The sequence below is a fragment of the Pseudoduganella ginsengisoli genome (genome assembly GCF_009720865.1).
Classification (GTDB): Bacteria; Pseudomonadota; Gammaproteobacteria; order Burkholderiales; family Burkholderiaceae_D; genus Rugamonas; species Rugamonas ginsengisoli.
In genome coordinates, this window is sequence record NZ_WNLA01000006.1 from 45,657 (window position 1) to 68,888 (window position 23,232).

20 protein-coding genes and 1 pseudogene are annotated in these 23,232 nt (G+C 58.8%); 7 read left to right on the plus strand and 14 right to left on the minus strand.

Annotated elements, in window-relative coordinates:
• Nucleotides 1–70: 70 nt before the first annotated feature.
• Together GM668_RS11510 and GM668_RS11515 are read right to left on the minus strand one after the other, a co-directional pair.
• Nucleotides 71–736, minus strand: a complete 666-nt coding sequence (locus tag GM668_RS11510; RefSeq protein WP_155439109.1) for a restriction endonuclease — start codon at nt 734–736, stop codon at nt 71–73.
• Nucleotides 726–1,763, minus strand: a complete 1,038-nt coding sequence (locus tag GM668_RS11515) for an integrase domain-containing protein (RefSeq protein ID WP_170305604.1) — start codon at nt 1,761–1,763, stop codon at nt 726–728. Before GM668_RS11515 ends, GM668_RS11510 begins: the two co-directional genes overlap by 11 nt.
• A gap of 727 nt (nt 1,764–2,490) precedes the next feature.
• Here GM668_RS11515 and GM668_RS11520 point away from each other — a divergent pair.
• From GM668_RS11520 to GM668_RS11545, 6 genes and pseudogenes are all read left to right on the plus strand, one after another.
• Nucleotides 2,491–2,688 carry a hypothetical protein gene (locus GM668_RS11520; protein WP_155439111.1) on the plus strand — a complete coding sequence of 66 codons (198 nt, stop codon included), beginning with the start codon at nt 2,491–2,493 and terminating at the stop codon, nt 2,686–2,688.
• Nucleotides 2,689–3,016: 328 nt separating this feature from the next.
• Complete coding sequence (locus GM668_RS11525; protein WP_155439112.1) at nt 3,017–4,102, plus strand: PRTRC system protein D; 1,086 nt, start codon at nt 3,017–3,019, stop codon at nt 4,100–4,102.
• A 352-nt stretch (nt 4,103–4,454) separates the two neighbouring features.
• Nucleotides 4,455–5,993, plus strand: coding sequence for a pilus assembly protein TadG-related protein (locus tag GM668_RS11530; RefSeq protein ID WP_229499210.1), 1,539 nt, complete (start codon nt 4,455–4,457; stop codon nt 5,991–5,993).
• Nucleotides 5,990–6,445, plus strand: coding sequence for a TadE/TadG family type IV pilus assembly protein (locus tag GM668_RS11535; RefSeq protein WP_155439113.1), 456 nt, complete (start codon nt 5,990–5,992; stop codon nt 6,443–6,445). Before GM668_RS11530 ends, GM668_RS11535 begins: the two co-directional genes overlap by 4 nt.
• Nucleotides 6,446–6,450: 5 nt before the next feature.
• Entirely contained in the window at nt 6,451–7,035 is a 585-nt protein-coding gene (locus GM668_RS11540) for a TadE/TadG family type IV pilus assembly protein (RefSeq protein ID WP_155439114.1), read from the plus strand.
• A gap of 266 nt (nt 7,036–7,301) precedes the next feature.
• A pseudogene (locus GM668_RS11545) lies at nt 7,302–7,725 on the plus strand (integrase core domain-containing protein); the annotation flags it as partial.
• Nucleotides 7,726–7,988: 263 nt separating this feature from the next.
• Here GM668_RS11545 and GM668_RS11550 read toward each other — a convergent pair.
• Complete coding sequence (locus GM668_RS11550) at nt 7,989–9,329, minus strand: L-histidine N(alpha)-methyltransferase (RefSeq protein WP_155439115.1); 1,341 nt, start codon at nt 9,327–9,329, stop codon at nt 7,989–7,991.
• Nucleotides 9,330–10,509: 1,180 nt separating this feature from the next.
• Between GM668_RS11550 and GM668_RS11555 the strand changes: the two genes are divergently transcribed.
• Nucleotides 10,510–11,607: an endonuclease/exonuclease/phosphatase family protein gene (locus GM668_RS11555; RefSeq protein WP_155439116.1), complete on the plus strand. Its 1,098-nt coding sequence runs from the start codon at nt 10,510–10,512 to the stop codon at nt 11,605–11,607.
• A 56-nt stretch (nt 11,608–11,663) separates the two neighbouring features.
• Here the strand turns inward: GM668_RS11555 and GM668_RS11560 are convergent, their stop codons facing one another.
• The 11 genes from GM668_RS11560 to traF form a co-directional block, all read right to left on the minus strand.
• Entirely contained in the window at nt 11,664–12,662 is a 999-nt protein-coding gene (locus GM668_RS11560; protein WP_170305605.1) for a S49 family peptidase, read from the minus strand.
• A 17-nt stretch (nt 12,663–12,679) separates the two neighbouring features.
• On the minus strand, nt 12,680–13,267 hold the full coding sequence (locus tag GM668_RS11565; RefSeq protein WP_155439118.1) for a hypothetical protein: 588 nt from the start codon (nt 13,265–13,267) through the stop codon (nt 12,680–12,682).
• 316 nt (nt 13,268–13,583) lie between these two features.
• The gene (locus GM668_RS11570; RefSeq protein ID WP_155439119.1) at nt 13,584–16,397 is read right to left on the minus strand and encodes a conjugal transfer protein TraG N-terminal domain-containing protein; all 2,814 of its coding nucleotides are present in this window, start codon (nt 16,395–16,397) and stop codon (nt 13,584–13,586) included.
• 24 nt (nt 16,398–16,421) lie between these two features.
• Nucleotides 16,422–17,840: a conjugal transfer protein TraH gene (locus tag GM668_RS11575; protein ID WP_155439120.1), complete on the minus strand. Its 1,419-nt coding sequence runs from the start codon at nt 17,838–17,840 to the stop codon at nt 16,422–16,424.
• Between the two features lie 9 nt (nt 17,841–17,849).
• Nucleotides 17,850–18,689 carry a conjugal transfer protein TraF gene (locus GM668_RS11580; protein ID WP_371868683.1) on the minus strand — a complete coding sequence of 280 codons (840 nt, stop codon included), beginning with the start codon at nt 18,687–18,689 and terminating at the stop codon, nt 17,850–17,852.
• Nucleotides 18,686–19,087: a hypothetical protein gene (locus tag GM668_RS11585; protein WP_155439121.1), complete on the minus strand. Its 402-nt coding sequence runs from the start codon at nt 19,085–19,087 to the stop codon at nt 18,686–18,688. Before GM668_RS11585 ends, GM668_RS11580 begins: the two co-directional genes overlap by 4 nt.
• Nucleotides 19,081–20,385 carry a conjugal transfer protein TraN gene (gene traN, locus GM668_RS11590; protein WP_371868684.1) on the minus strand — a complete coding sequence of 435 codons (1,305 nt, stop codon included), beginning with the start codon at nt 20,383–20,385 and terminating at the stop codon, nt 19,081–19,083. The genes GM668_RS11585 and traN overlap by 7 nt, the downstream gene beginning before the upstream one ends.
• Nucleotide 20,386: 1 nt before the next feature.
• Nucleotides 20,387–20,989 carry a type-F conjugative transfer system pilin assembly protein TrbC gene (gene trbC / locus GM668_RS11595; protein ID WP_155439123.1) on the minus strand — a complete coding sequence of 201 codons (603 nt, stop codon included), beginning with the start codon at nt 20,987–20,989 and terminating at the stop codon, nt 20,387–20,389.
• A 7-nt stretch (nt 20,990–20,996) separates the two neighbouring features.
• The gene (locus tag GM668_RS11600; protein WP_155439294.1) at nt 20,997–22,025 is read right to left on the minus strand and encodes a TraU family protein; all 1,029 of its coding nucleotides are present in this window, start codon (nt 22,023–22,025) and stop codon (nt 20,997–20,999) included.
• 5 nt (nt 22,026–22,030) lie between these two features.
• Nucleotides 22,031–22,693, minus strand: a complete 663-nt coding sequence (traW, locus tag GM668_RS11605; RefSeq protein WP_155439124.1) for a type-F conjugative transfer system protein TraW — start codon at nt 22,691–22,693, stop codon at nt 22,031–22,033.
• 10 nt (nt 22,694–22,703) lie between these two features.
• A complete protein-coding gene (traF, locus tag GM668_RS11610; protein ID WP_155439125.1) occupies nt 22,704–23,222 on the minus strand; it encodes a conjugative transfer signal peptidase TraF in 519 nt (172 codons plus the stop codon).
• Nucleotides 23,223–23,232 lie beyond the last annotated feature (10 nt).

The following is a 23,232-nucleotide window of genomic DNA, read 5'->3' on the forward strand; positions in this document are numbered from 1 at the left end:
AAGGATGCCGTCACATGCTGTTCACCGAAAAACCGACATAGCGATCCCCGATCAGCTTCGCCATGCTGCCTTATCTTCCTCTATGCAGCCGGAACTCAAGCACGCGCTCCCGCACCAGCCGCAATAGCCGCTCGCCGCTGAGCAAGGCAATTCGCGCGGCATCCATTTGCGGATACAATGCGGCCCCGCTGCGCCCGGTATGCACGAACAGTCCACCGTCATACCCGCCGGCACCAATGACCTCGCCAAAGGCACAGACATGCGCCAGGCACACGTGCTGCCGGTAGCGCTTGGACTGCACCGCATACCAACCGCGGTCGGGCAGCCAAACGATACCGTCCACACCACCGTCACCGCTATAGCGCCTGCCACGCAGCACCAACAGGCCAGCATCCTCCAGGGCCGACATCACTACTTCCTCGAACACCAGGGGATCGACGGCGCGCAGGTAGGCCAGGCAGCGGCCGGCGGCGTCGGGCTCCCGGAAGCCACGCACCGCGCGCAGCACCCGCCGCGAACGCTGCACGTTGCACAGGTGCCCCGGCAAGCTTGCCAGCCTGGCCGCGTTCAGCCAGCGCGAGAAGGAACGGATCGCCCAGCGGGAAAGCGCCCCGCCCCAGCGGCTAAAACGCGCGGCCCACGCGGCATCCCAGCCGGGCGGCTGCTGGCGGGCGGCACAAGGCGCGTTGCCGCCGTACCGTTGCCCCGCGCCACGACCGATATGCTCAGGCTTCATAATTACCCCCTGTGGCCCTACCAGCCTGACCTAAATAGGCTCGACTAATTGTCGGTCTGTGATGACCTAATTGTTCAGCCACCTGACGGTACGCATCAAGCCGCACCACCGGATCGACCTCCGGGTCACCGCCACGCACCGGCGCGCGCACATGCGCGATCTCGAAATACAGGTCCGTGGCAAATTCATGGCGCAGGCCATGCGCCGTCACGCCCAGCCCGGCGCGCGAGATCCCGGCGTTGCGCACCACGTTGGAAAACAGGTCGAGCGACTGCCTGAGCGACAAGCCCGGCCGCCCCACATGGCCGAAATGCCCCTTGGTCAACTGCTGCGCATCATCCAGCGTCTGGCGCTGCACGTCATTGCGCACTGCCGTGTAACGCAGGCGTCCGCCTTTCGTGCCGCGCACGATGCGCAGGAAGCTCACAAAACGCCGGGCGGAGGGATGGCCATCGGGCAGCGCATAGGCCGGCACTTGCGCCACGTGCGGGCGGAACATGATCGCTTCCTTGCGGCGCATGCCAAACGCCATCATCAGGCGCAACTGCAGGCCCACGTGCCGGTCCATCGCCTCTACCCGCCGCACCAGATCCTCGGCGGTAATGCCGTGCCCGTCCCAGGTGTTATCGCGCTGTGCGGCGTAGAGTCTTGTCACCAGCGCCGGATCGTCGACGTAAGCCGCCGCCCCTTGCACCAGACCCGGCTTGCCGATCCAGCCGGCGAACACGCGCAGGATCGACAGTTGCTGCTGGATGTACGCCGCACTGAACGGTTTTTCGCGCGCCTGCCCGCCCAGCAGCTGCTGAGCGGTCCAGCACTGCATCAGTGCCGCCACGTGGCGCTCGCCGATGTTTTGCGGGGCGACGTGGTAGCCCAGGTCGCGCAACTGGCGGAACATGCGAAACAGCGCCTGGCTGCGCGCATCACGCGTGCGGTGCGAAATAACCTTGTTGCGGACCGCGTGCATTTCATTGTGCTGGCCAATGATCTCGGCCAGTTGCGACTTCCAATCCACTTCATTGCCCATGTGTGCCTCCTGTGTTGCTTGAACAGCGCGCAGGCGCGCGACAGCCAACGCCATTCGCATACGCCTATCGCCCGACGCGCGGGTACCCAGCGCCGCCACCGCCTGGCAAGCGCCCCTCATGACCTGTCCACCGATCCTGCCGTGCCGGCCGCGCAGGGCAAGTGCCGGGATGAACTTGAACGAGGCCGGTTCCGGAAGCCGGGCCACGCTGGATAACGGGTTCGCTGTCAAGCCTGGTGTCGTAAAAATGAGTATGCACACGGGCAGTGAATTTCTCCTCCAGCACCGCGCCCCACCTCCTGGATGGACGGTGCCGCGCCTTGAACGCGGCAAGGGCATCACGCGGCGGCAATAGCCGCCAGAAACGTGCCCCCAACTCACACGGTTATCCTCGGCCCTACCACCAGGCCGCTTCATGTCGCCGTACGTACCAGGCTGACCGGCGCTTCTGCGGCGCCATCACAACCCGGCACCGCCTGCGCGGTGGCCATACGAGCTGAGTGGGGAATAATCATCACGGGAACGGTCTTGCCGTGCCCACGCCGCCGGACGTGCCGGCACGATCCATCACGCCGCGATGGCGTACTGCGCGCAGATGGCGTCAAGCGCCATGTCACGCATCCAGGGCGAAGCCGCCCGCAGTCTCAGGAAAAGATCGAAAAAGCGGCACCAGATGCCCGGCCTTCGTTGAAGGCGGCGCTGGTGCAATCGAAGAAGTACGACTCAAATGATGCAATCGGCATGGCCGACAATCAGCAGACGGGTTACGACCGCAACGGGCTATGACGCTGGCCAGCGCCGCATTCTGAACACGATGTTCAAGGAAGCGGGTCCTGACGGTGATCGCAGAATAGGCAGCGAAAATGGCGTTGTCAAGGCGCGCGAAAAACGAGAATTTGTAATTGAGGGCCAATTGATTTTGTAATCAAAAAGTCCCGCTGGTTTTCCCTATGACGCGCCACGACAGGCAAGCGCCTCTGATTGTAGATCTTGAAGCGAACCCGCATTGATCGGAGTAAAACCGTCCAATCCAGGCGCCCACACTGCAACTGGGGAACTGCCCGGCACGGACCGCACGCCGGCCAACGGCGCCAAGGCCGTGCAATGCCTTGTCCAGAACTACTAGGCCAGTTCCACGGCAGGACCGCAGTCGTAGCTGGATCGAAAAGGGCGGCATATTCACGCCGATTTCATGTGGTCGATGTCGCGTTCATCCTTTACGCTTCCGCCATCTTGGCTAAAAGGGGCGTGTCATGGAACCTGTGGTTCGGGCGGTGGATGTCGGTCGCGGCAACACGAAATTCGTCACCGCGGTCAGGAACGGCGAACTGCGCTGCGAGATGTTTCCGTCACAAGCGCATCCAGCCGAAGCCGCGCTGGAACCGGAAGCCTGGGGCGCCAGGCGCAAGACTGTCGGCATACCGGTCGGTGGCCTGGTCTACGAGGTCGGCCCTGACGTTCATCTTGCCGCCGATGTTTTCAACGCGAACGTGCTGCAGCACGACCGCTACTGCGAGACACAGGAGTACCTAGCCCTACTGCTGGGCGCCCTGCACTACATGCAACTCGATCAGATCGATCTGCTGGTGGTCGGCTTGCCGGTCGCCACCTACAAGATCAAGCCGCTGGTGAACGCGCTGGAGCGCCGCCTGGCCGGCGAGCATGAACTGGGCAAGGGACGCCGGGTGAAAGTTCTGCGCGCCAAGGCGATCGCGCAGCCAGCCGGAGCACTGATGCATTATGGCCTCATGCAAAGCAAAGTGGCCCAATTGCGCAAGGAGCGCAGCCTGATCGTCGATCCTGGCCGGCGCACTTTCGACTGGCTAGTGACCCAGGGCATGCAGCAGATCGACAAGCGCAGTCATTCGGTCCCTCGCGGCATGCACGATGTGCTGCACACCATCATCGAGGGCATCAGCCGCGCTACCGGCTCACACTACCGCGACTACGACACGGTCGATGTCGCACTGCGAACCGGAAGGAAGCCGGTAGTCTTCCAACATGAATATGACATGGCCCGCCATCTGCCGCTGGCCAGGAAGATTCCCGAACAAGCGATTGCCGAGATGCTGCACTATGTCGGCGATGCCAGCGACATCCGCAACATCATCCTGGTGGGCGGCGGAGCTTTCTTTTACCGGCATGCGCTCAAGGCCGCTTTCCCCAATCACGTCATTCACGAGCTCAAAGACCCGATCTTTGCCAACGTAAAAGGCTTCCAGCAGGCGGGGCTGGAACTGGCGCGCGCCATGCTCGGCACTGGAAACTCTGATATCAACCGCGCAGTCGATGTGGCGCAGCATGATGGGGGCGGCGATGACCAAGGCTTTGCGAATTAACTTTGAACTTGACCGCGCCGATAACCCTCCACTTTATGACGAACTGGCCAAATTCACCAAGGGGAGCAAACGGGCAGGCAGATTGAAGACTTTAGCCCATGCTGGTCTGATAGCCCAATTGCCGCCCGCGGAAACAACACCTACTGTTTCCCCGGGGCAGCAGAGGCGCGATTACGATCCGACGTGTGCCGCGGCGACGATGGAACTCTTCGGCCCGCCCATTTAGCCGGCAAAGAAATAATGGCCATTTGCCGCACATCAAATCGCATGGTACTAGTCTCGCTAAGATCACATTGCCACTGAGCCACATATCTGCCAGCTGACATCATGTAGAAATCTTGGAGGGATGCGGATGCATAACGAGTTTCGTCTGCCAGACCTGAACCATATCATGTCCCGCAGGACCACTGAGACGCGGCCGCGGCAGGGTAAGGACCGGCTGATGTCCAGCCAGCGGCAACACGGCGCCATCGCCATCATGCTGGCTCTGTTGTTATTGATAATCCTTTGCATTTTCACATTCGCGTTGGACCTGCCGCAACTGACGAACCGCAAGACCGAATTGCAAGGCATGGCGAATGCCGTAGCACTGTCCGCCGCCCGTGAACTGAACGGATCGGCATCGGGCGTGGGCAACGCCATCGCCAAGGCTGCCAGCACCGCAGGGAGCTGGCAATACAGCTATCATAATCAGACTGTCGCGTGGAATGACAGTGCGCTGAAGTTCAGCTCCAGCGTCAATGGCACATGGCTTGAAACGGGTGCGGCGCAATCCGCCCCCAATGGTCTGATCTATGCCAAAGTCGACACCGGTGAACTGGACGCGGCGCACGGCCGTGTATTGCGCGTCCTCAGCCAGTTATTCTCCTCCAGCGGCGACAGCACTGCCAGCGTTCAGGCAACCGCCATCGCGGGCCGTCTGGCCATCAATATCACGCCGATCGCACTGTGCGCGCAATCGCAGGTGCCAGCCGCCTCCCGCGCTAACCCAGGGCCGCCAGCCTACCAGGAGCTGGTCGAGTTCGGGTTCCGGCGCGGCGTCAGTTATGACCTGATGCAATTGAACCCTGCCGGAACGTCGCCCGACAATTTTGCCATCGATCCGTTTGCCATTCCTGGGACAATGGGATCGTCCGCCAACACAGCGCCTGCCATGCTGGCACCGTTCGTCTGCGCAGGCGTTCTCGCCATGCCACGTATCACTGGCGGAACTATTACCGTCAGCCGGCCATTTCCGCTGGCGTCGCTGTACCATGAGCTCAACTCCCGCTTTGATCAGTACACCGGCAGTACGTGCGCCCCCGACGGCGCGCCACCTGACCGCAATATCAAATCCTACGTCTATACCGGCATCAACTGGATGAGTGCCACCCCCGGTGGGCAATCCGCTCAATCGACCTCCAGCGCAGGCAAACTTTGGACGATTGCCGACCCGCTTCCAGCTCCGGCGGGCAATACGGCGGCCATCTACGGACCTTTATGGGCCAATGCCCGGGCGGTTCCGTTCTCATCCTATACCGCCGGCGCCAGCGAACCGGCTACCGGCTATACGCCCTTTGCCACGTCGACATGGTCGACCTTGTACAAACCAGGCTTGCCCAGCGCCAATGCCAGCTATCCGGGCGGCACGTCCACGCCGTACAAGGCGACTGCCGGCACTAATTTCCTTGCCCCTTCGGTGCCGCACCAGCCAGGCGTCGCCAACCGCCGGATACTCAATGTGCCCCTGCTCTCCTGTCCGGTCGCTGGCGGGACGACCGTTGCCGCCAGCGTAATCGGGATTGGGAAATTTTTTATGACCGTGCCGGCCACCGCCACCAGTCTATACGCCGAATTCGCAGGAGCAGCCGAGGAACAAATGCTAGGCAGCCAGGTGGAGCTGATCCAATGAAGCGGCGCCAACGCCCTCATCGACATCGCCAGCATGGCATCGCAGCCATTGAATTCGCACTGGTACTGCCACTACTGGTCCTGCTGCTCATCACGCCATTATATTTCGGTCGCATTATGTGGCACTACGCCGCCATACAAAAAGCGGCGCAAAATGGCACCGCTTTTCTCGCATCGATGCCGCTCGTCACCATGAAAGATCCAAACAAGGTTGGATACGCAACGCAGCTGACTGAAAATATCGTACGGGCACACCTGGATGAACTCAACCCAGGGACAATTCCAATTTCTGTCGACGTTCAGTGTAACGGCATCCATTGCAATGGCCAGACCACGCCAACGACGGTCAGGGTAGTCGTCCAGGCGACGGTGCAGGACATTTTCTTTCCAGCGTCCGAACTAATGGATATCGTCATTACCGGCGAAGCCAGCGTTAGCTACCTGGGGAAATAACAGCGATGCGAGCGAATAGCCTTCAATTTCGGCAGGCCGGCGCTACCGTCGTCGAGTTGGCGCTGGTTTTGCCTGTATTTTTGCTGTTTGTATTTGGCGTCATGGAGCTGGCGCGCATGCTCTACATGATCAATATTTTGCAGGAGGTGACACGCCGGGCCGCCAATGCCGCGGCGGTTGCCGATTTCAGCAGCGCCGCAACGATGGAAGCCATCCGCAGGGCGGCGGTATTTGATGATATCTCCGGGCAATTGCCGCTGGGCGTTCCCATTACCGCCGCGCACGTGCGGATCGATTATCTGTCGATCACACGCGACACCAGTGGCCAGATGAGCGATGAGCCGATACCCACCGGCAGCCTTCCGGCAAGTCCGGCGCGTAACAATGTCAACTGCATCCAAAGCGCCTACGGCGACAACTGCATCCGCTTGGTACGATCCAGGATCTGCGATCCGAACAATGCCAGCGCCTGTGACGCTGTCCAATACCAGCCGCTTTTCCCGATTGTCACCTTCTCTTTCGGCTTGAGCAGGTCCACGACGATCGTGCCTGCCGAACGGTTAGGCTTGGTGGCCGGCGACACGCCATGACCTCGCGCGCACAGCGCCGAAAACCACCTGTAGCACTTTGCGGCAATTTCCTCTCCAGTTCTGCATATCTTATTATCGTCGACAACGAGGTCGGCGCCGACAACGGCCAAATCATCGTCACCAGTGGCGCGCTCACTGGGCGGCGTTGTGTAGACTGATTAGGGACACTGAAATAGCCCCCTGAATCGCCAGGCACAGTCTATGCGCTATCTTTACGACTAGGAGTAAGACTGTGCATATGACTAAGAACAAGCAAACCGAGCCATGGCCTGCCCGGCGAGCCTGTACGCGATATGTTGATTGAAGCCGTTGAAGCGCGCTTTGGTGACGTCAAAGTCGACGATGGAGTCGAGCTGGAATTCCTGAGCGATAATGGCGGCGCTTTTCGCGCCAACGATACGCATGCCCTGGTCCGAGAACTGGGCATCAAGCCAATCCGTACGCCAGTGTGTAGGCCGCAGTCCAACGGAATGGCCGAAAGCTTCGTGAACACGTTTAAACGCGATTACGTCAGCCGCATGGACCGCAGCAGCGCCGAGATCGTGCTACGGCAGATGCCTGCAGCGTCCGGCGTTTAAGCACTTTAACGAGATTCATCCGCATTCATCCTTGCGCTACAAGTCGACAAGCATGTTTCGGGAAGAACTAATGCGCCGAGCTCAGATCGGGGCTAATCAAGCAATAGGTTGTGTCCGGGAATGCCGGGGCAAGATTACGATTGCGCTTCAGCTCATACTTCATATATCGATTGAATGCACGGTCAAGAAATTCAGCGCGACCTAGCAGTATGCCAGCCGATATCCTGTCGAAATGAAGTGTACTGTCAATAGCCCCTATGGCTGCAACTGCCGTAGTGTTTGAACAGTAGCTATACCATTCGTGAACAACTTAGCTGGCCACGAAGCTGCAGCACGCACGAAACTTGGGCAGAGTGAGCATGCGTTCACAAATCTCTATACATTGGGGCGCCTATATAAGAACAACTTGAGGCCGCCTACAGGATCAGGGATACAGTCTGTTGCTATCACCCCATTTCTCCCGGTGGGGTTCAGCTTTTGCTTTAACCTAGCCTCAAATTTTTCTCCATTTTTATCATACTTTCTCCAATAAAATATCGGAACTTTCCTCACCCCATCCTTTTTGTATTGCATACACAACTCATCCGAGTCATCAAAGTCATATTTTCTTCGAGTAACCACGACATTATCAGAAAATTCGTTAAGAACGTCTTTATAAACAGAGTGATCGCCACTAATTCTTCGCGCGCCCTGAGCAATGAATTTCTTATAAACATCCCAAACATCATCACAAGGAAATATCGAATTCGCATCACATTGCTTATCAATCGAGCCATTTAGCCGTTGGTCGTAATTTCCGAGCAAGATGTCGAACAAAAAATAGTCACCTGGCTGCATAAATAGGTGTACTTGCTTATAAAAGGATTCCGGCCCTTTGTCTAGGTTTGAAATTGTATTACCTAGCATTACAAATAAAGTTTTTCCTTCCTGCTCATTGGCACCAAGCAACTCCCTTATTGATTGCAGATCGCTTTCAAAGTCGCCCAAGACACCAAAAGGCACATTTGCTGCCGCATGCATCTCGGAGATGCATCTTATCGAATTTAGAACCATATACTCACTTATATCTACCGGAATATATGTTATTTTATTTTTTGAGATACTATAGAGGTAGTTAATAATACTTGAATCTGACTTTGAGTCACCTGGACCAAGCGAAACAATTCTTGAAATTCCGAGATCGCCATTCAACATTTTCTCCACCGCATCCATTAAATCTCTTTGGTCTGTAGCGTAATGCGGATTGCGGCTGATTTCCAGCCACAATTTCCCTCCATCAATTCCGATATAGGAGGCGCGAGAGGCCCACTGATTGGTTGGAATCTTGCTCAATTGTTCAGCAAACCCCTTCGGGGAATACACTGAAAAACAATGCTCCGAGGCAATGGCATGTATACCATCCTCTCCTACAAGCGAATTACCATCCTCCGTTAAAGAATTAACTCTCCCTTCTGACTTTTTATCTTTTATCGTCAATAGCAGCATTGAGACCAAGAAGACTATCGCAAAGTACCTCAATGTTAAAATACCGAAATCACTAAATCCCAACTTGTCTTTCTGAAAAAAATGAGCGGATAGATCAGGCACATAAGGGATGGCAACAAGAATCGCGCACATTAGCATGCCAATAATTACACCAATTTTCTGAAATATAGACAAACTCGAATAGTGAGTTATCCATTCTTTCAATTTTTTTGCGATGTCTGCGGGAGTCATGAATATCATTGGAAAATTTTCCTACTTAGTTTACTGCACTCATTGAATAGGAATGGAATTTGGAGCCTATAATGCGTGCGGTGACAGACCACCAATGATCTGCCACCACATTATTGATAGGCCGCAATGGCGAGCAAAGTGCCCCCTTCCACCTGTACCGTGTCCCTATTCCGTAGCGCCCATGCCACATATACTGCGCGACGACTAATCAACGCAGCTGCACTGGGAACCGGTCGCCTACAGGGCATCCTTCAGCCATCTTCAACTCTGAAACGCCCCCGCTTGTCTCGTGATTTCTGGTTGCAGCCTACCGTAATTTCGTCGAAACGGCGCAACGCTATCTCATCGAATCATCACCCGGTTTGAGCCAAGCCAATCCCAGTAACCGCCGACTTTGCGATCATGGCCATCATGACACCAAATGGGAAAAACAGCAGGCGAATCAATGCCAACACCACGCACCTGGTGAACTATGCCTTGCAATTGCTCCGCGCGTTTGGCCGTGAGGCGGCTATTCGTTATCTGAACTCCGACGACATTTGTGAAAACGCTAGACGGGCTCTGGATCGGCCAAAACATCAGCTACGTGGCACGGCCTGGCCTGATCGCCGGGCAGTGTCAAGATAAGTCATCACAATCGAAATATCGCCCGCAACGATAGCAATTCCCCCGTCCCTCGCGCGAACCAGCGGCATCGATCGCCTTGCGTACATGAAACGTGCACCGTCGTGCGTCAGAGTGGCCTGCATGAGCTGGAACCGGAAGCGCTACAACGCCGCCCTGGCCATCAACAGCGTTAGCCCGCAACGCGGGAAAAGGCCCGCAGCATCCAAACATCAGTTTGGTCGGAATCACACGGTACCAGCGTTCGTTGGCCGCCGGTTCCACTACAGCGATGTCGTACGGCAGGCTGCGATGGCGCCTCATGCCAAAGGCAGCGAGATGTAACGCACGCGCTTTCCGAGATCCCGCCTAAAAGAATCACTTCTACGACGCTATGCTCACTTCCCTGCCGCGCTCCTCGAACGGCCACCGCGGTCAAAACATGCATCGTCAATGCAGCGACAATTGGTCACACATCTTAGTGGCATTTCGCTTAGACTGTCTCATCAGCGATAGTTTGCAGCCCCGTAACAATTTTTACAGGAACAAAACCTAAATTTGCAGGGAGCGGCCCAACATGAGCATTCGCATAGCGTCCTATAACCTGGAAAACTTGTTCACCCGGCCCTCGGCCATGATGCCTGGCACACAGAACGGGCAACAGGCGGTTGACGACCATGCCATTGCGAATGGGATCATCGCCAAAGCCATCTACGACGACGCAGATAAAGAGGTGCTGCTGGCACTGGACCGACGCTACCATTTCTCCGCGCTGAATCCACCGTCAAATGCGCTTGTAACGCTCAACAAAGTGCGACAACAGCTCTACCGCAGGACGAACGACGGCACCGTTTCCGTCGTAGCAAACGGACGCGGTGACTGGACGGGATGGTTCGAACTACGCAGGGAGGATGTCTCCTGGGAGGCCGTCATGAATACCGGCCGCGTAATCGACGCTGTCAACCCCGACGTCCTGATATGCGTGGAGGTGGAGAACAGGCCGACGCTACAGCGCTTTAACGAGCAGGTACTTGAGGCCGCCTTCGGCCGAGGCTTTCCACATGTAATGGTCATCGACGGCAATGATGAACGCGGTATCGACGTCGGCATCCTCAGCCGCTACCCTATCATTGGCATCCGTTCCCATGTCGACGACGAAGTTGCGGGACGAAGGGTTTTCTCGCGAGATTGTCCGGAGTATGTTTTGCTGCTCCCTTCAAAGCAACAGCTCGTGGTCTGCCCCAATCACTTCAAATCCAAACGCGGAGGAGACGACGCCAGCGCACAAGCGAGGAGGCTAGCGCAAGGACAACGCGCGGCTGAGATCGCGAGGACGGCGGCAGAGCAGATTAGCCCGCTTGTGTTGATTGCGGGTGACCTCAACGACACTCCTGACAGCCCGGCTGTCGCCCCGCTATTCGATGGAGGATGGTCCGACATTCAAACCCATGCAGACTACCCCACGGACCGGCCAGGCACCTACGGCACTGGCACCGCTAGCAACAAGATCGACTACATCATCATGTCTCCAGCGCTACACGGCACGCTGGCTGCGGTTGGAATCGAGCGACGCGGCAATTACCACCCAAAACTATGGCAACCGTTTGATAGCGTAACCGCTAAAACCGAGGCGTCCGACCACCACTGCGTGTGGGCTGATTTCGACCTACTGTGATGCTGTGTTCAAAAAACAGTTCCCCGATCCACGGGGAACTGTCCTCATTCTTAAACTTACCTCAACCCGCTTCCGAAATTGACTACAGAAATGCTCACCAACGCTTTCGCCATCGACTGGCCGACCGTCGACGCGAAGCGCATGGCCGATGATTCATTCGGACCAAAGCTGTAGGGCTTTAAGTATGCGAAATCACGTGCCAATGTCTCCAGCGATCCAATCTCGTCAACCAGCCCAATGGCCACCGCCTCTTCACCGCTCCATACCTCGCCCGTTCCGTAGTCAACCTCGCGCTTCAGGCGCCGCCCACGCTGGCCAGCCAGCTCCTGGACAAACATTGTCCCCACATGGCTGACAAGCTGTTGCGCCTTGGCATCGGACTCTTGTGAAAACGGCGTGAAAGGATTCAGGAATGCCTTCAATTTCCCGGATGCATAGACCCGCTGCGACACATGAAACTGGGCGATAGCCTTGTCCAGTTGCCATGGCGCGATGATGGCCCCGATCGATCCCACCAGGCTGTATTTTCCGGCCACGATGCGATCCGCATACATGGCGGTCATGTATGCGGCCGACGCTCCCAGGTTGCCGATGATCGCCGTGACCGGCTTGGGGTATTTTTTCTTCAGCAGCGAGATCGCATTGGTGATGCGCTCGGCCTCCGCCGGTGCACCGCCCGGACTGTCAATCGCTAGCACCACTTGCTTCACGTGCGGGTTGGAAAAGGCGTCTTCCAGGGCCGGCACGACCTTCTCCGCACCGGCCAGCGTTCCCTGCGCTATCTCGCCTTTGATGTGCACCACGCCGACCACGTCGCCAAACGGCCCGAATGAGAACCCGGACGCGTTGGCGATGAACACCGCCCCGGCCGCGACCGGTGCAAAAATCAGCACGGCCTTGATTGCCAGATTCCATCGCCGTTCCGACTTCCGTTCGCGCGCACTGATGCGCTGCTCTTCGCGTAACGCGATCTGCTGCGCATGCAGGTCGGTGCACATCTGCACCAGTAGCGCCTGCGTATCGGCTACGTTTTTTGCCTCTGATTTCTCATCCATTTCCCCCTCCATTTGCACTAATCTCGACTGCAGCCTCCACCACCGATCCCGAGGAGCTGCCCGAACGATATCGTCGCGGGACATTTCTTCTTGTCCTGTTCGCTGCTACTGTCCGGCGCCTGCTGGCTCGATGTCATCCATGGCGAACGGGTCCTGATCATTTCTTCCGTCGACTCCTTGGCTTCAGCCGCTGCAAGCCTTTGTTTGGCGGCTTGCATTTTCTGGATGCGGCACTTAATCTGGAACGAGTTGGGGTAATCGGCTGTTGGCGTGGCCTCGCGCTGTATATCCGCGACATTGCAGAGCTCCTGGCTGACTAGCCGAAATGCGCCGTCGTCGTCCGAATTGCCGTACTCAGTGTGCAGGATAAGCAGTTGGCCGTTCTTACACTCTGTAGTTACAAACTGCAAAGCGAGGCGCGCATAAATTTCCGAAAGCCCACGAGTTCGCGCGGGAACAAATATTTTACGTGTCAGCCGATAGTTTGTTAGCGGGGATAGATCACAGACACTTTCATCAGTCGCACGCCCCGCAAGCGATACAGCCTGCGCGCGCTCACTGAACATCACAGAAGCCGCGATCAACATGACATATAGCATCGGCATTTTTCACTCCCAAGGAAAAGGCGACATGAACATCCTACGACACCTCCTCCTACTTTCAAGTGCTGGCTTTGCAAGCGGCTGGACTATGGTACGAACTGGACTTGCAACAGATCTCTACATTGCGGCCGGATTATTGACTGCATTCCTTATGTTGCTGTACCTACTGCTGGCAATGCTCGTGTGGCTCACACGACATTTCAGTTACGACACGGAGTACACATCAGATTACTATCCGAAAAGTAAACTCTTCGGCTTTGACGAACGGGGTGATCTACGCATCGAAAGCGACTACCCAATACGTGATTAGTAGACAGACTTATTTTTTCCACTTGCTCTCGATCTTCTTCGTCAATTCCTTCATCCTTTCGGCGACAACATCGGGGTCATTTTTCACTTGATCATTTACTTTGCCAAATAGGGATTGCCCAGACGCCACATGGTTTCCTGCGGTGCGATGCACTTGCTCCGCGTCAAATCGAGCCTGCAACTCCTTCATATGTTGAGATAGTTCAACTCCCTTTTCAGCCATTTCTTGCCGGACCGATGTTCCTTTCGCCTGACTTCCATGCCTGGCCATTGGAGATCGATTGTGTGTAGGCGTTGGCTTAATGCGCTCGCCATAGGAATTCCATACCTTGTCGACATCTGGATTGAGATCCTTTTCGGATTTCAGCCGGAGATACTCATCCTTCACATCAATAAATGACGTTGGAAGACCACCTGGACTATTGATATGGACGGGCATCCGTGCAATGTTTCCGAGGTATGATTCTAGGCGTATCAACTCTGCAGCGCTCCCCGTTTTTCCGCCAGCAAGCAATTGCTCGAACAGCTCAATATTACGTGGATCCTTGGCCAAATCCTTGCTAATGGATTCCCCTCGCGCATAGGCGGCAACCAGGCTTTCGGTGACTTCAGCCTGTTCACGCAGGCTGGCTTCCGCGCGGTCACTTCGCGTCACACTTTCAGTGAGCCGTGCGGCCTTTTCCCGTCCATTCCGATCATCGTTTAGTATCGAAGTAATCACTCCTGTATTGCGCGAAACAGAATCTGAGAATGCCTTATACTTGGCCTTATCTTCACTGCTAAGGGCGCTGTCAATTTGCTGGTCGAGCTTTTGTGCTGATGCGGAATACTCCTTCCCACTCCTTCCATAAATCTGGGCATTCACATCGACTGGAGATAGCTTTCTCAATGCGCCGGGCAGACCGACACTTAACGTCGAACTTCCACCAAATGCTACTGATGCCACTTGCTGCTCACTGGCACCAGTAGAAGCCGCCACAGACTTCGCAATTTGCATCAGTTCGCCAATTTTCTCCCCGACGCTTTCACTGCTGGAAGTCGTTATACCATCGGTGCGATTTCTTGCACTGCTCCTTCCGTTCGCATACACCAACGCATCGCTCAGTGCAGCCGCCTTGTCCCGAGATGCCGCTAATGACTCTGCCTTCGCGGCAACCATCGATCGTGAGGCAGCCTCCACATGCTGCTGGGTTACCTTCGTATCGATGACACGGGATACAGGGCCTTCATTGGCAAGCGCCTTGGCTGCAGTGAGGCCGCTGGCGACGTTAGAGGTGTACTTCGTTCCGGTTGTATTATCCTGCCAGCTTTTGAAGAACGCAGAGGTTCGCATTGGCGCCAGCGAAACCTGATCCATGCTGGTGTTGCCCATCGAGAGGTTTCCTAGTGCAGCCCCTGCCGAGGTACTGCTGATAGAAGACTGCAACGATTGAACACCCGAAATTAATGCGGTTCCCAGCGTTTCCATCCGTTTCAGGGCGGCCCAGGCGATGATGGGAATACTCATGGTCATCCAGCCAACCACAGCCTCACCGGATATGGCCCCGGAATAGATAGACGACGCGGTGGAGATAGACAATGCGCTCGCCCCTCCTCCTACCGAAGCGGCGGCGGCGAGGTCTCGCGCCGCGTAGATCGTGGCCATGTAATTAAGGATGGCATATAGCGGCGGCCAGAGCTGAATCCAGATGAGCACTGATACATAGTTTTTCAGTCCGACCATAGTTTCGCGGCCGCTGGTGAGCATCAGCAGGAGAATCACGACGGGGAAGATGGCATACGTGATGGCCTCGATGGAATTGCGCAGCACCGGCAACGCCTGTTCCGCGACTTTGCCGTTATTGATCCAGGATGCATTGATCTGTGCCACCGCTTGCGCACGTCCCACTGCCAGTAGGATGGAAGCGGGATCATTGATTTTCTGCCCCACTACCACCGACGTGTCGTTGAGTGCATTGATCATTGCATTCTGACGGATGATCCCGGCCGCATCTGCTGCCGCGTCGGCAATGCCGTTCTTGATGTACGCCTGCTGAATTTGCCCGGCGATCACTGCGGCTGCGGCGGTGCCCGGCAGCGTCGGATTCATACGCTGCGCCAATATCCCTTGCAACAAGTTCAGTTGCGTGGGAAGCCTTCCATTCAAATTGACGTAGGCATCAGTGCACGGCATGACAGTCATCGCGCCCGACGAATCGGAAATCGGGGTAAACCGTGCAGGATTAGGCGACGCCATCAAGGACCATACATCATCCGATGTGGCAAACGCCTCCGGTGACAAGTCCCCCGACGCCAGGTCATACATGGTGCAGTTGTTGATGAAGTTGATCATGTCCAAACGGAATCCTGGATTCTGAAAGACCAGCTTGCTGGTTTCCCGGATCATGCGGTTCCCGAACATTAGGCCATTGCGCTGATACGACAGTTCGGCCGGCAGCTCTGCGATTCCTGGCAGAGCCTGCATGGCCGTTTCGTAGAGCTCGGTCAGGGTGTTCCCAACCGTACTGGTTAGCGAACCAAAAACGGCTAGCCCGAAAGGCACGTTGCCCACAACGGTGACCGCCGACATGCCGGTCTTGTCGACAATACCGACTGTCACCTTCGGCACGAGCAGAACCGACAACACCAGCGTCACCGAAGCGAGCCAATACCAGCCTTGCAGCTTCTGCGGCACCAGCGCGTACGCAAGAAGCGCGGCAAAGAAGCCGCATACTGCAACGAGGCCAATGGCGCTGGCATATGACGCAGCTCCCGTAATCGCCGCGATCGCGTTGAGTATACCGAACAAGCTATCGTTGTTCTGGTAAGCGTAAATTTCCCACATCGCCTCGCTCCCGTACGTCTTCTTCTACTTCATCCATGCCGCATGGCGGCCCAGCATATCAAGAACATGCTGCGGCATGCTGCTACGCATTTGCCGATCCACCTGCTCGACGGCCGTTGCAATTGCGTTGATGGAACCCACACGCTGATGAATGAGCGACTTTTCCCTCGAAAGCTGGGCGAGAAGCTCTTGAGCTCGCAGGCGCAATTCTTTGGCACGTTCCCGCTGCTGAGAATCAAGGATGTAGTCTTTGTCCAAGGCGTGAATTCCTTGACGCAAATGTCTTTCCAGGAAGACGTAGGCGTAATCCGCTGCAATAAGATCGCGGAAACGACCAATCATTTGCTCACTGAGATCGATGGAGGGAACCGCTGTCGCCACAGAAAGCATGCGAAACACCGGCTCAGTGGTTTGATTTACAAACCCAATTTCAGCGGAATTATTGGGAATCGGTGAACGAGTCAATATCTTGTTCGCGATAGAACGCATCAGCACCTCGACTTTCAGCGTAAACGGGGTGTGCTGGTAGTGCCGGTCGATAGAGACCGATGCACAATCTACGTAGTCGCTGCAACGTAACACCTCTTGAATTACTTTTCCGCCGGGCGCATCAGTGCTGCCGTAAAGCAGTCGACCAATCGAAGTTATCGTAGGAGAAAATGGCTCCGGATCGCGCCCATCTTCAGGAAAGATCACTGTGCCTACCAGGCTCATGATCAGTTCGCGTTCCTGGTCATCCAGGTTAGTTCCCGCCAATTTCAGCGCTTTCCACGTCAGGTTGCCCACGAACGGCGCCTTGTTGCGCACCAGCGGATCGGACGAGCCGCGCGCCGTCGCCAGCACGGATGGCTTGTCGGTCTGGCAGCGGACCCTGGCCGCCGCGTAATCCGATTCCAGCCCGAGCGTCACGGCCAGGTCTTCGCATACCTTATCGGTACTGACGCCGGTCGCCTCCATGGCCGAATTGACCAGTGACTTGGCGGTGTTGCAGGTGCTGATGTTGGCGTTAGTGAGCATGCTCTCCAGGTTCTTGGTCCATTTCGTCACACCGCCGAGGAGTGGCGACACCGACTCCAGGGCCAACTGGAAGGCCACGCCCGGCAGCGCGGCGGTAATGTTCCTGAGCATGTTCTTGAATTCGGTCGCCGAAATATGCGAGAACGATCCCCCGAACGCATCAATCCCCCCACAGCCAGCCTTCATGGTGGGGAAGCTGACCGCCATCAGCTGGTAGGTCTTGTTCTGGCTGCGCAACATCAGGCTGCCGCCGCTATAGGTGTTGAAGACCTGTCCCTTGAAGGCGCCAGGCGCCGTGTAGTTGCCGATCGTGCCCAGGTCGTTGAACATGGAGTCGACAGCGGCGTTCAGGTCGCCCGCCTGCGCCGCCCCCGCCAAAGCGGAGGCCATGAATGCCGCGCCGATGGTTTTGCGAGTAAATATCATGTTTGACTCCTACGGTTGATCAAATCCGAATACCGGTTGCGGACTGCCCTTGCCATCCCGTCCATCGAACAGCGTGACGATCCGCTCCGCCAACTGAGCTTCGGACAGCACGCCAACACCGACCGGGTCAATCCGGCCGGAAAACGGCTGCGCGAGGAACAGCGCAGGAAACTGCTGCACGTGCATCGTGCGCACGATGCCGTTGTCGCGACGCGCATCCGGAAAACCCGCCAGGGCGCCGCCGTCGGCGCTGACCGCAATGATGCGAATGCCGTGGCGCCTGCGGAATGCGTCCAGCACCGGCGCCATCGCGTGGCAGTAGCCGCAGTCGCCGCGAAAGAAAAACATCAGCACGTGCTCGCGTGCCGCCCGCGCCAGCACTTCGGAGCGCGCACGCGCCTGCTCCTGCTCGAACACTTCGAGCGCTGTCGCGTTGACAGGCCGCCCCTGCGTAGCCGGGTCCAGTTCAGGATGGGACCACGCGATACGCTGCGCGATGTCGGCAAACAGGGAGGCGTTCCTGACCACCTTCGCTTCCAGTTCCATGTATCGGCGGACATTCGGCTCGGTCGGCAGGATGACGGCCAGCGCGCGGCGCTCCTCGACTTCCTTTTGCAGTTGCCGGAACCGGGCCAGCGCATCGCGCTCGTCGCCCTGCGCGTTCCGTGGATGCGGCGCGGCCCTGGGCCGTGGCGCAGGCGGCGGATCGACATAGAAGTGCCAACCGGTTCGGGGATCGGACGGCGGTCCGGCCCAGGCATCGGCCCCTTCATCCGGCTCGGATGGTCCAGCCGCCCGGCAGGCCGCTGCCATTGCCAGACATAACAGGAACGGGATCGGCCGCTTCACGGCGTTCCCCTTACCGCCAGGCTGCGCGGCGGCAATCCATCGCTGCAATAGTTGAGTTCGAAGCGGATTTCCTGCCGCAGCGGGATTGCCGTGGCGCCGAACTTCACGCCCTGCTGCGACACTTCGACACCGAGGCGTGCGCAGCCGGGCTGCGCATAGCGGACGATGGTGGCAACGTCGATCTCGATCGGTGCACTGGTGCCGAACTGCCTGCTGATCGCCTCCGCCATGTCGCCCGTCAATACGCCATGCGCGGCGCCATCCGGTGCGTCCAGCGCGGCGAGCAGCAGCGGCGCGAACTGTTGCACCGGCCTGCGCGCCGTCTGCGCGCCGGCATCAATGGCGTGGGCCAGAGCAAAGCCCGCCAGGCAGACCTTCCAAAATCGGTTTCTCAACATTTTCCACTCCCCGCATAACATTGGGGCGCCTTGGCTGCCGCTGCCCCCTTGAGCGCCTGGACGTTGGGCAACGTAGGCGAAATGGATGCATAGAATTCCGACAAGTCCATCCTGGAAAAGTCCAGCGCCTGCAACTGGCCGATACTGAAACCGCCACAGGTGGGGTTTTGCGGCTGCCCCCAGTCCATTCCTAGTTGCGCGCGTCCCTGCTCATTGATGATCCGCGCCAGAACCGAATTGAAGCAGCACTTGGACGTCGTGTGCTCGATGCAGGAAACGCAATGTCCCAGTACCCTAATGCACTTCGAGCACCAGGTGCCAACGCTGCGGCACAGACGTGCGCCTTCCTTCATAGAGAGTTGGCCTTCCGCGCTACTACAAGACATCATTGACGTCACGACCATGAACACCACCGTGATGGCCAGCGACCAGGGATTGAACGCCACCGCGTAGCTGCTTCCCGTTGCGACCGTCACGGACCCGGCCGGCAAAGCCACGCCGTTGATGGCCACCGTCACGCCAAAGGTCGTAAAGGTGCCGCTGAAGCCGTAGCTGGTCAGCATGGACTTGATGCCGGCGGCGATGAAACTGCGGTTGTTCGAATTCATCAGGACGTCAAACACCAGCCGCGACCCGGTGCCGAACATCGAGCCATTGCTGAAACCGGCACCGGCGCTGTTGGTCTTGCAACAATTGGCCAGCAGGCGTTGCCGGCAGCGGTTGTCCTCCCCCGCAAACACCTGCGTGGTGGCCGGGTCCAGGTACACACCAGCCTCGCGCGCCGCTTCCAGGTAGCTCATGGCCTGGGCGAAGTCGGGATCATTCACCTGCGCCGTATTGAAGCACTGGGCGCCTACGCAAAACGTGTTGGGTGCGCAGGGACCGGGGCCGGGACAACCAGCGTACAGGCCAGCCAGCAGGGGGGCGGCGGCAAGCGGCGCCCTCGCCACGGCGGCCGCGCCCGCCACTTGCGGATCGGCCGCCGACAAGCCAGGCCGGGGGATGCCGGCCGATAACACCGCATGCCGCCCCGCTTCGCAGGCGGCAGGGTCAAGCGCCAGCGCGCACGCGGCCAATTGCGCCTGGGCTCCCAGGTTGGTCTGGCCATACAGCGCGCTTTGCGGCGCGCTGACGCCATAGCCCGGCACCACAGCGGCGGCCGACGTGGCGTTGACCGCACCGCGTGCGGCGGTATTGGCGGCACGCGCCGCCGCCAGGTCGTCCACTTGCGCAACGGCCATGCGCACCTGCCCTGTCAGCAGTGCGCATAGCGTCAGGCATGCGGTGGCGCGGCGCACGTCAGGGCTCCAGCAGGGCGCGCAGCCTTTCGGCATCGGCGCGAAATTGCGGCGCGCTACGCACCACATGGTCCAGCGCATGGGCAATGGAGACATCCCCCGCGACCGACACGAAGCTGTCCGCCGGGGCGCAACCCGGTTCCCCGCAACCGGTTGTAGTACCCGCACCGCGCGCCAGGACGACCACCGGCACCTGCTGAACGCCATAGCGCGCAAACGCCTGCGGATCGATCTGAATCGCCCCCGTGCGGCCGCCAGCGAGCTGGCCGATGTGCGCCACCGTCTTGCGTATCGAGCCATCCTCCAGTCCACGCAGCACCAGTACCGCGCCCGAACGCGCCCCGTCGGCGAGCAGGCGGCGCAGCGCGCCTTCCGGCATGGCAAGGCTGATGAACACGATCAGGCGCGTGCCAGCCAACGGCGGAGCAACGCCCACACCGGCCGCATCAAAGCCGCGCGCCACTTGCGCCAGGTCAATCCCGGCGCCGGCCGATGGCTGCGGCAACCGCTCGATGTGATGGGTTCCCGCAGGTTCCACTGCGCCGGCACACACCACCGCCAGTGGGGCGAACACGCCCAGCCAGGCCAGGCGCCTCAATGACATGCGAAAATTAGTAGCCAACACAGCAATTCCCCTTCCGGAACAACATGAACCCGAAATCTTCGCCACGCACGGGATACTCCTTGCCGGCCCCCCACAGCACGGTGCTGCGGCCCAGCGGCTGGCAGCACCGGCCAGCCTCCTTGGCCGTGGCAGGAATCGGATAGGTCAACTGGCTCTTGTAGGCGCGCTTGTCCATCACTGGCAAGAAGTAAGGACCGCACAGCCCGGGCGCGCCATGGCGGCCCCAGGCCAGCAGCTCACGGTGCAGCTTGGCGGTCAGCCGCTGCGCCAGGAGTTCGGCCGTGCGCACACCACCCAGGTGGTACGGCACATGGCCATCGAGCGGATGAATCGCCCCCTGGCAGCCGGCGCACCAGAACAGCTCAGGGCGCGGAAAGCCGGTAGTTGCCGCCACACAATCTGCCGCGCAGGCCGCCTGCGCCACCGGATTGGCGAACAGGGTCGCCTCGGGATTCAAGATCAGCGTCAATTCGTCGTCGTTCCAAAGCGGATCGACTTCGGTCAGGTAGGCCAGGTCGAACGACCCTTTTTCGAGGCAGGGAAAGTCGGCCACCACGTTCAGCCAGTACAGCACCGGGTTGGCGTAGAAGTGGGCCTGGTAAAAACTGTTCTGGTCGCCACCGGCGTCCACCGAACGGCCGGCGTCCGGCGCGGCGATGCCGGGATTGAGGTCGACGCCGCCCAGCGACACCAGGCAGAATGAACGCCGGACCACCTCGACGTGGCGTACAGGCTCCCAAAAGCCGATCGACAGGCCCACCGTCGGGTTCACGCCGCACGAGCACAGTGGCGAACCCGGATTCGGAATATCCTCCTGGCCGCCGATCGATGCCAGGGACAGGCCGCCAAGGGAAATCGGCATGATGCAGCTCCAGCAGATGTCGGTGATCGGGTTGGGAAAGCGCCCGGTGCACGTGCTGGCGGCCATCGTGCAGGGGCATGCCAGCAACGCCGCCAGCACGAATGCGACGGCCAACCGCGCATGCCTGCGCACGGACCTGGCCCTTTGCGCCATTGGATTCATCGTCTTGCCTCCTCTCGGGGTGACGTTATGGCAGGCGGCACTATTTCATCGATGCGCAGCATCTTGTCCTCTTGCGACACAAGCGCCGGCACGTGGCGGATCGCCAAGCGCCGCACCAGCAGGCCGTGCTGGTCGTAATAGACGGGCATGCGCCAGCGGCGCATCAGGTCGAGGTAAGAGCCGCCCGTCAGCACGGGCTTGACCGCCCCCGCGTACTTCCCAATCAGGTTTGAGGCCAAGGCGACCTGCCGTGGGTCGCGCGCGTCGAGAAAGAGCAGGCGGCGCGACAGGGACACGATGTCGAGTGGATTGGCCCGTGTCCCGGCCGGAAACAGCAACTTGCCGGACGCGTCCAGAAGGTTGCGGTCCAGCACATAACTCGGGTCGTAATGGTAGGAGCGCGCCGTTTGCGCCACCTGTAGCGGCAGCGGCGCGGGCTGCAGCACCGCCATGCGCCCCCGCTCTATTGCCAGGCCGCGCAGTCTGGCCAGCTCGCCGCTCGCTTCCCGCTCGCGCAAACGCCGCTCAACCATGGCCAGGAAATCCTCCTCCGCGATGCGGTAGACCGGCCCGATCACTCCCAGCGATTCGGCGCGTGTTTCCGGCACCATCGCCAGCGCCAGGCACAGGGCCAGGAGTTGTATTGTTCGTTCGCTCATCTTTTGCCCCTCAAAACAGCGGCCGCACCACGGCTAGGACGTCGCGCTGCGCCACCAAGCCGCACAGGCGATAGCGGGAATCGAAGCTGTCCGCATTGAGGCCCTGCATGTACAGATAGCCGGCAGGGATCACCGTTGCCGCAATCGGTTCCAGCGCCAGCCGCGACACGGTGGCGAAGCGCTTGGCCATCCCCATATCGGTGCCATTGACGAACACCCTGTGCTCGCGCACTGTCACCAGGTCCCCCGCCACCCCGGCTACCCGCTTGAAGAACGGCTGGCCACGCAGGCCTGGAAAGTGCGTTACCGCGTCGCCGCGGAACGCGAAGATGACGTAGTCACCACGCGCGACGCCGTGTGCACCATAGTCCACGATGGCGACCCAATACGGCAGGCTGGGCGTGACATTGAAGAGGATCGGCAATCTCGGGGTGGGATCGACCAGCACCCGGAGCGTCGCCAGCAGCCAGACGACCGCCAGCAGCGCATAGCACGGCCAGTCGCGCCACATCCGGCGCAAGTGACGCATCAACGTCGTC

What these genes read in the sequence shown, in the direction of transcription:
- GM668_RS11510 (WP_155439109.1), bottom strand. Translation starts at nt 736, where the DNA reads ATGAAGCCTGAGCATATCGGTCGTGGCGCGGGGCAACGGTACGGCGGC.
- GM668_RS11515 (WP_170305604.1), bottom strand. Translation starts at nt 1,763, where the DNA reads ATGGGCAATGAAGTGGATTGGAAGTCGCAACTGGCCGAGATCATTGGC.
- GM668_RS11520 (WP_155439111.1), top strand. Translation starts at nt 2,491, where the DNA reads ATGATGCAATCGGCATGGCCGACAATCAGCAGACGGGTTACGACCGCA.
- GM668_RS11525 (WP_155439112.1), top strand. Translation starts at nt 3,017, where the DNA reads ATGGAACCTGTGGTTCGGGCGGTGGATGTCGGTCGCGGCAACACGAAA.
- GM668_RS11530 (WP_229499210.1), top strand. Translation starts at nt 4,455, where the DNA reads ATGCATAACGAGTTTCGTCTGCCAGACCTGAACCATATCATGTCCCGC.
- GM668_RS11535 (WP_155439113.1), top strand. Translation starts at nt 5,990, where the DNA reads ATGAAGCGGCGCCAACGCCCTCATCGACATCGCCAGCATGGCATCGCA.
- GM668_RS11540 (WP_155439114.1), top strand. Translation starts at nt 6,451, where the DNA reads ATGCGAGCGAATAGCCTTCAATTTCGGCAGGCCGGCGCTACCGTCGTC.
- GM668_RS11550 (WP_155439115.1), bottom strand. Translation starts at nt 9,329, where the DNA reads ATGACTCCCGCAGACATCGCAAAAAAATTGAAAGAATGGATAACTCAC.
- GM668_RS11555 (WP_155439116.1), top strand. Translation starts at nt 10,510, where the DNA reads ATGAGCATTCGCATAGCGTCCTATAACCTGGAAAACTTGTTCACCCGG.
- GM668_RS11560 (WP_170305605.1), bottom strand. Translation starts at nt 12,662, where the DNA reads ATGGATGAGAAATCAGAGGCAAAAAACGTAGCCGATACGCAGGCGCTA.
- GM668_RS11565 (WP_155439118.1), bottom strand. Translation starts at nt 13,267, where the DNA reads ATGCCGATGCTATATGTCATGTTGATCGCGGCTTCTGTGATGTTCAGT.
- GM668_RS11570 (WP_155439119.1), bottom strand. Translation starts at nt 16,397, where the DNA reads ATGTGGGAAATTTACGCTTACCAGAACAACGATAGCTTGTTCGGTATA.
- GM668_RS11575 (WP_155439120.1), bottom strand. Translation starts at nt 17,840, where the DNA reads ATGATATTTACTCGCAAAACCATCGGCGCGGCATTCATGGCCTCCGCT.
- GM668_RS11585 (WP_155439121.1), bottom strand. Translation starts at nt 19,087, where the DNA reads ATGTTGAGAAACCGATTTTGGAAGGTCTGCCTGGCGGGCTTTGCTCTG.
- trbC (WP_155439123.1), bottom strand. Translation starts at nt 20,989, where the DNA reads ATGTCATTGAGGCGCCTGGCCTGGCTGGGCGTGTTCGCCCCACTGGCG.
- GM668_RS11600 (WP_155439294.1), bottom strand. Translation starts at nt 22,025, where the DNA reads ATGGCGCAAAGGGCCAGGTCCGTGCGCAGGCATGCGCGGTTGGCCGTC.
- traW (WP_155439124.1), bottom strand. Translation starts at nt 22,693, where the DNA reads ATGAGCGAACGAACAATACAACTCCTGGCCCTGTGCCTGGCGCTGGCG.
- traF (WP_155439125.1), bottom strand. Translation starts at nt 23,222, where the DNA reads ATGCGTCACTTGCGCCGGATGTGGCGCGACTGGCCGTGCTATGCGCTG.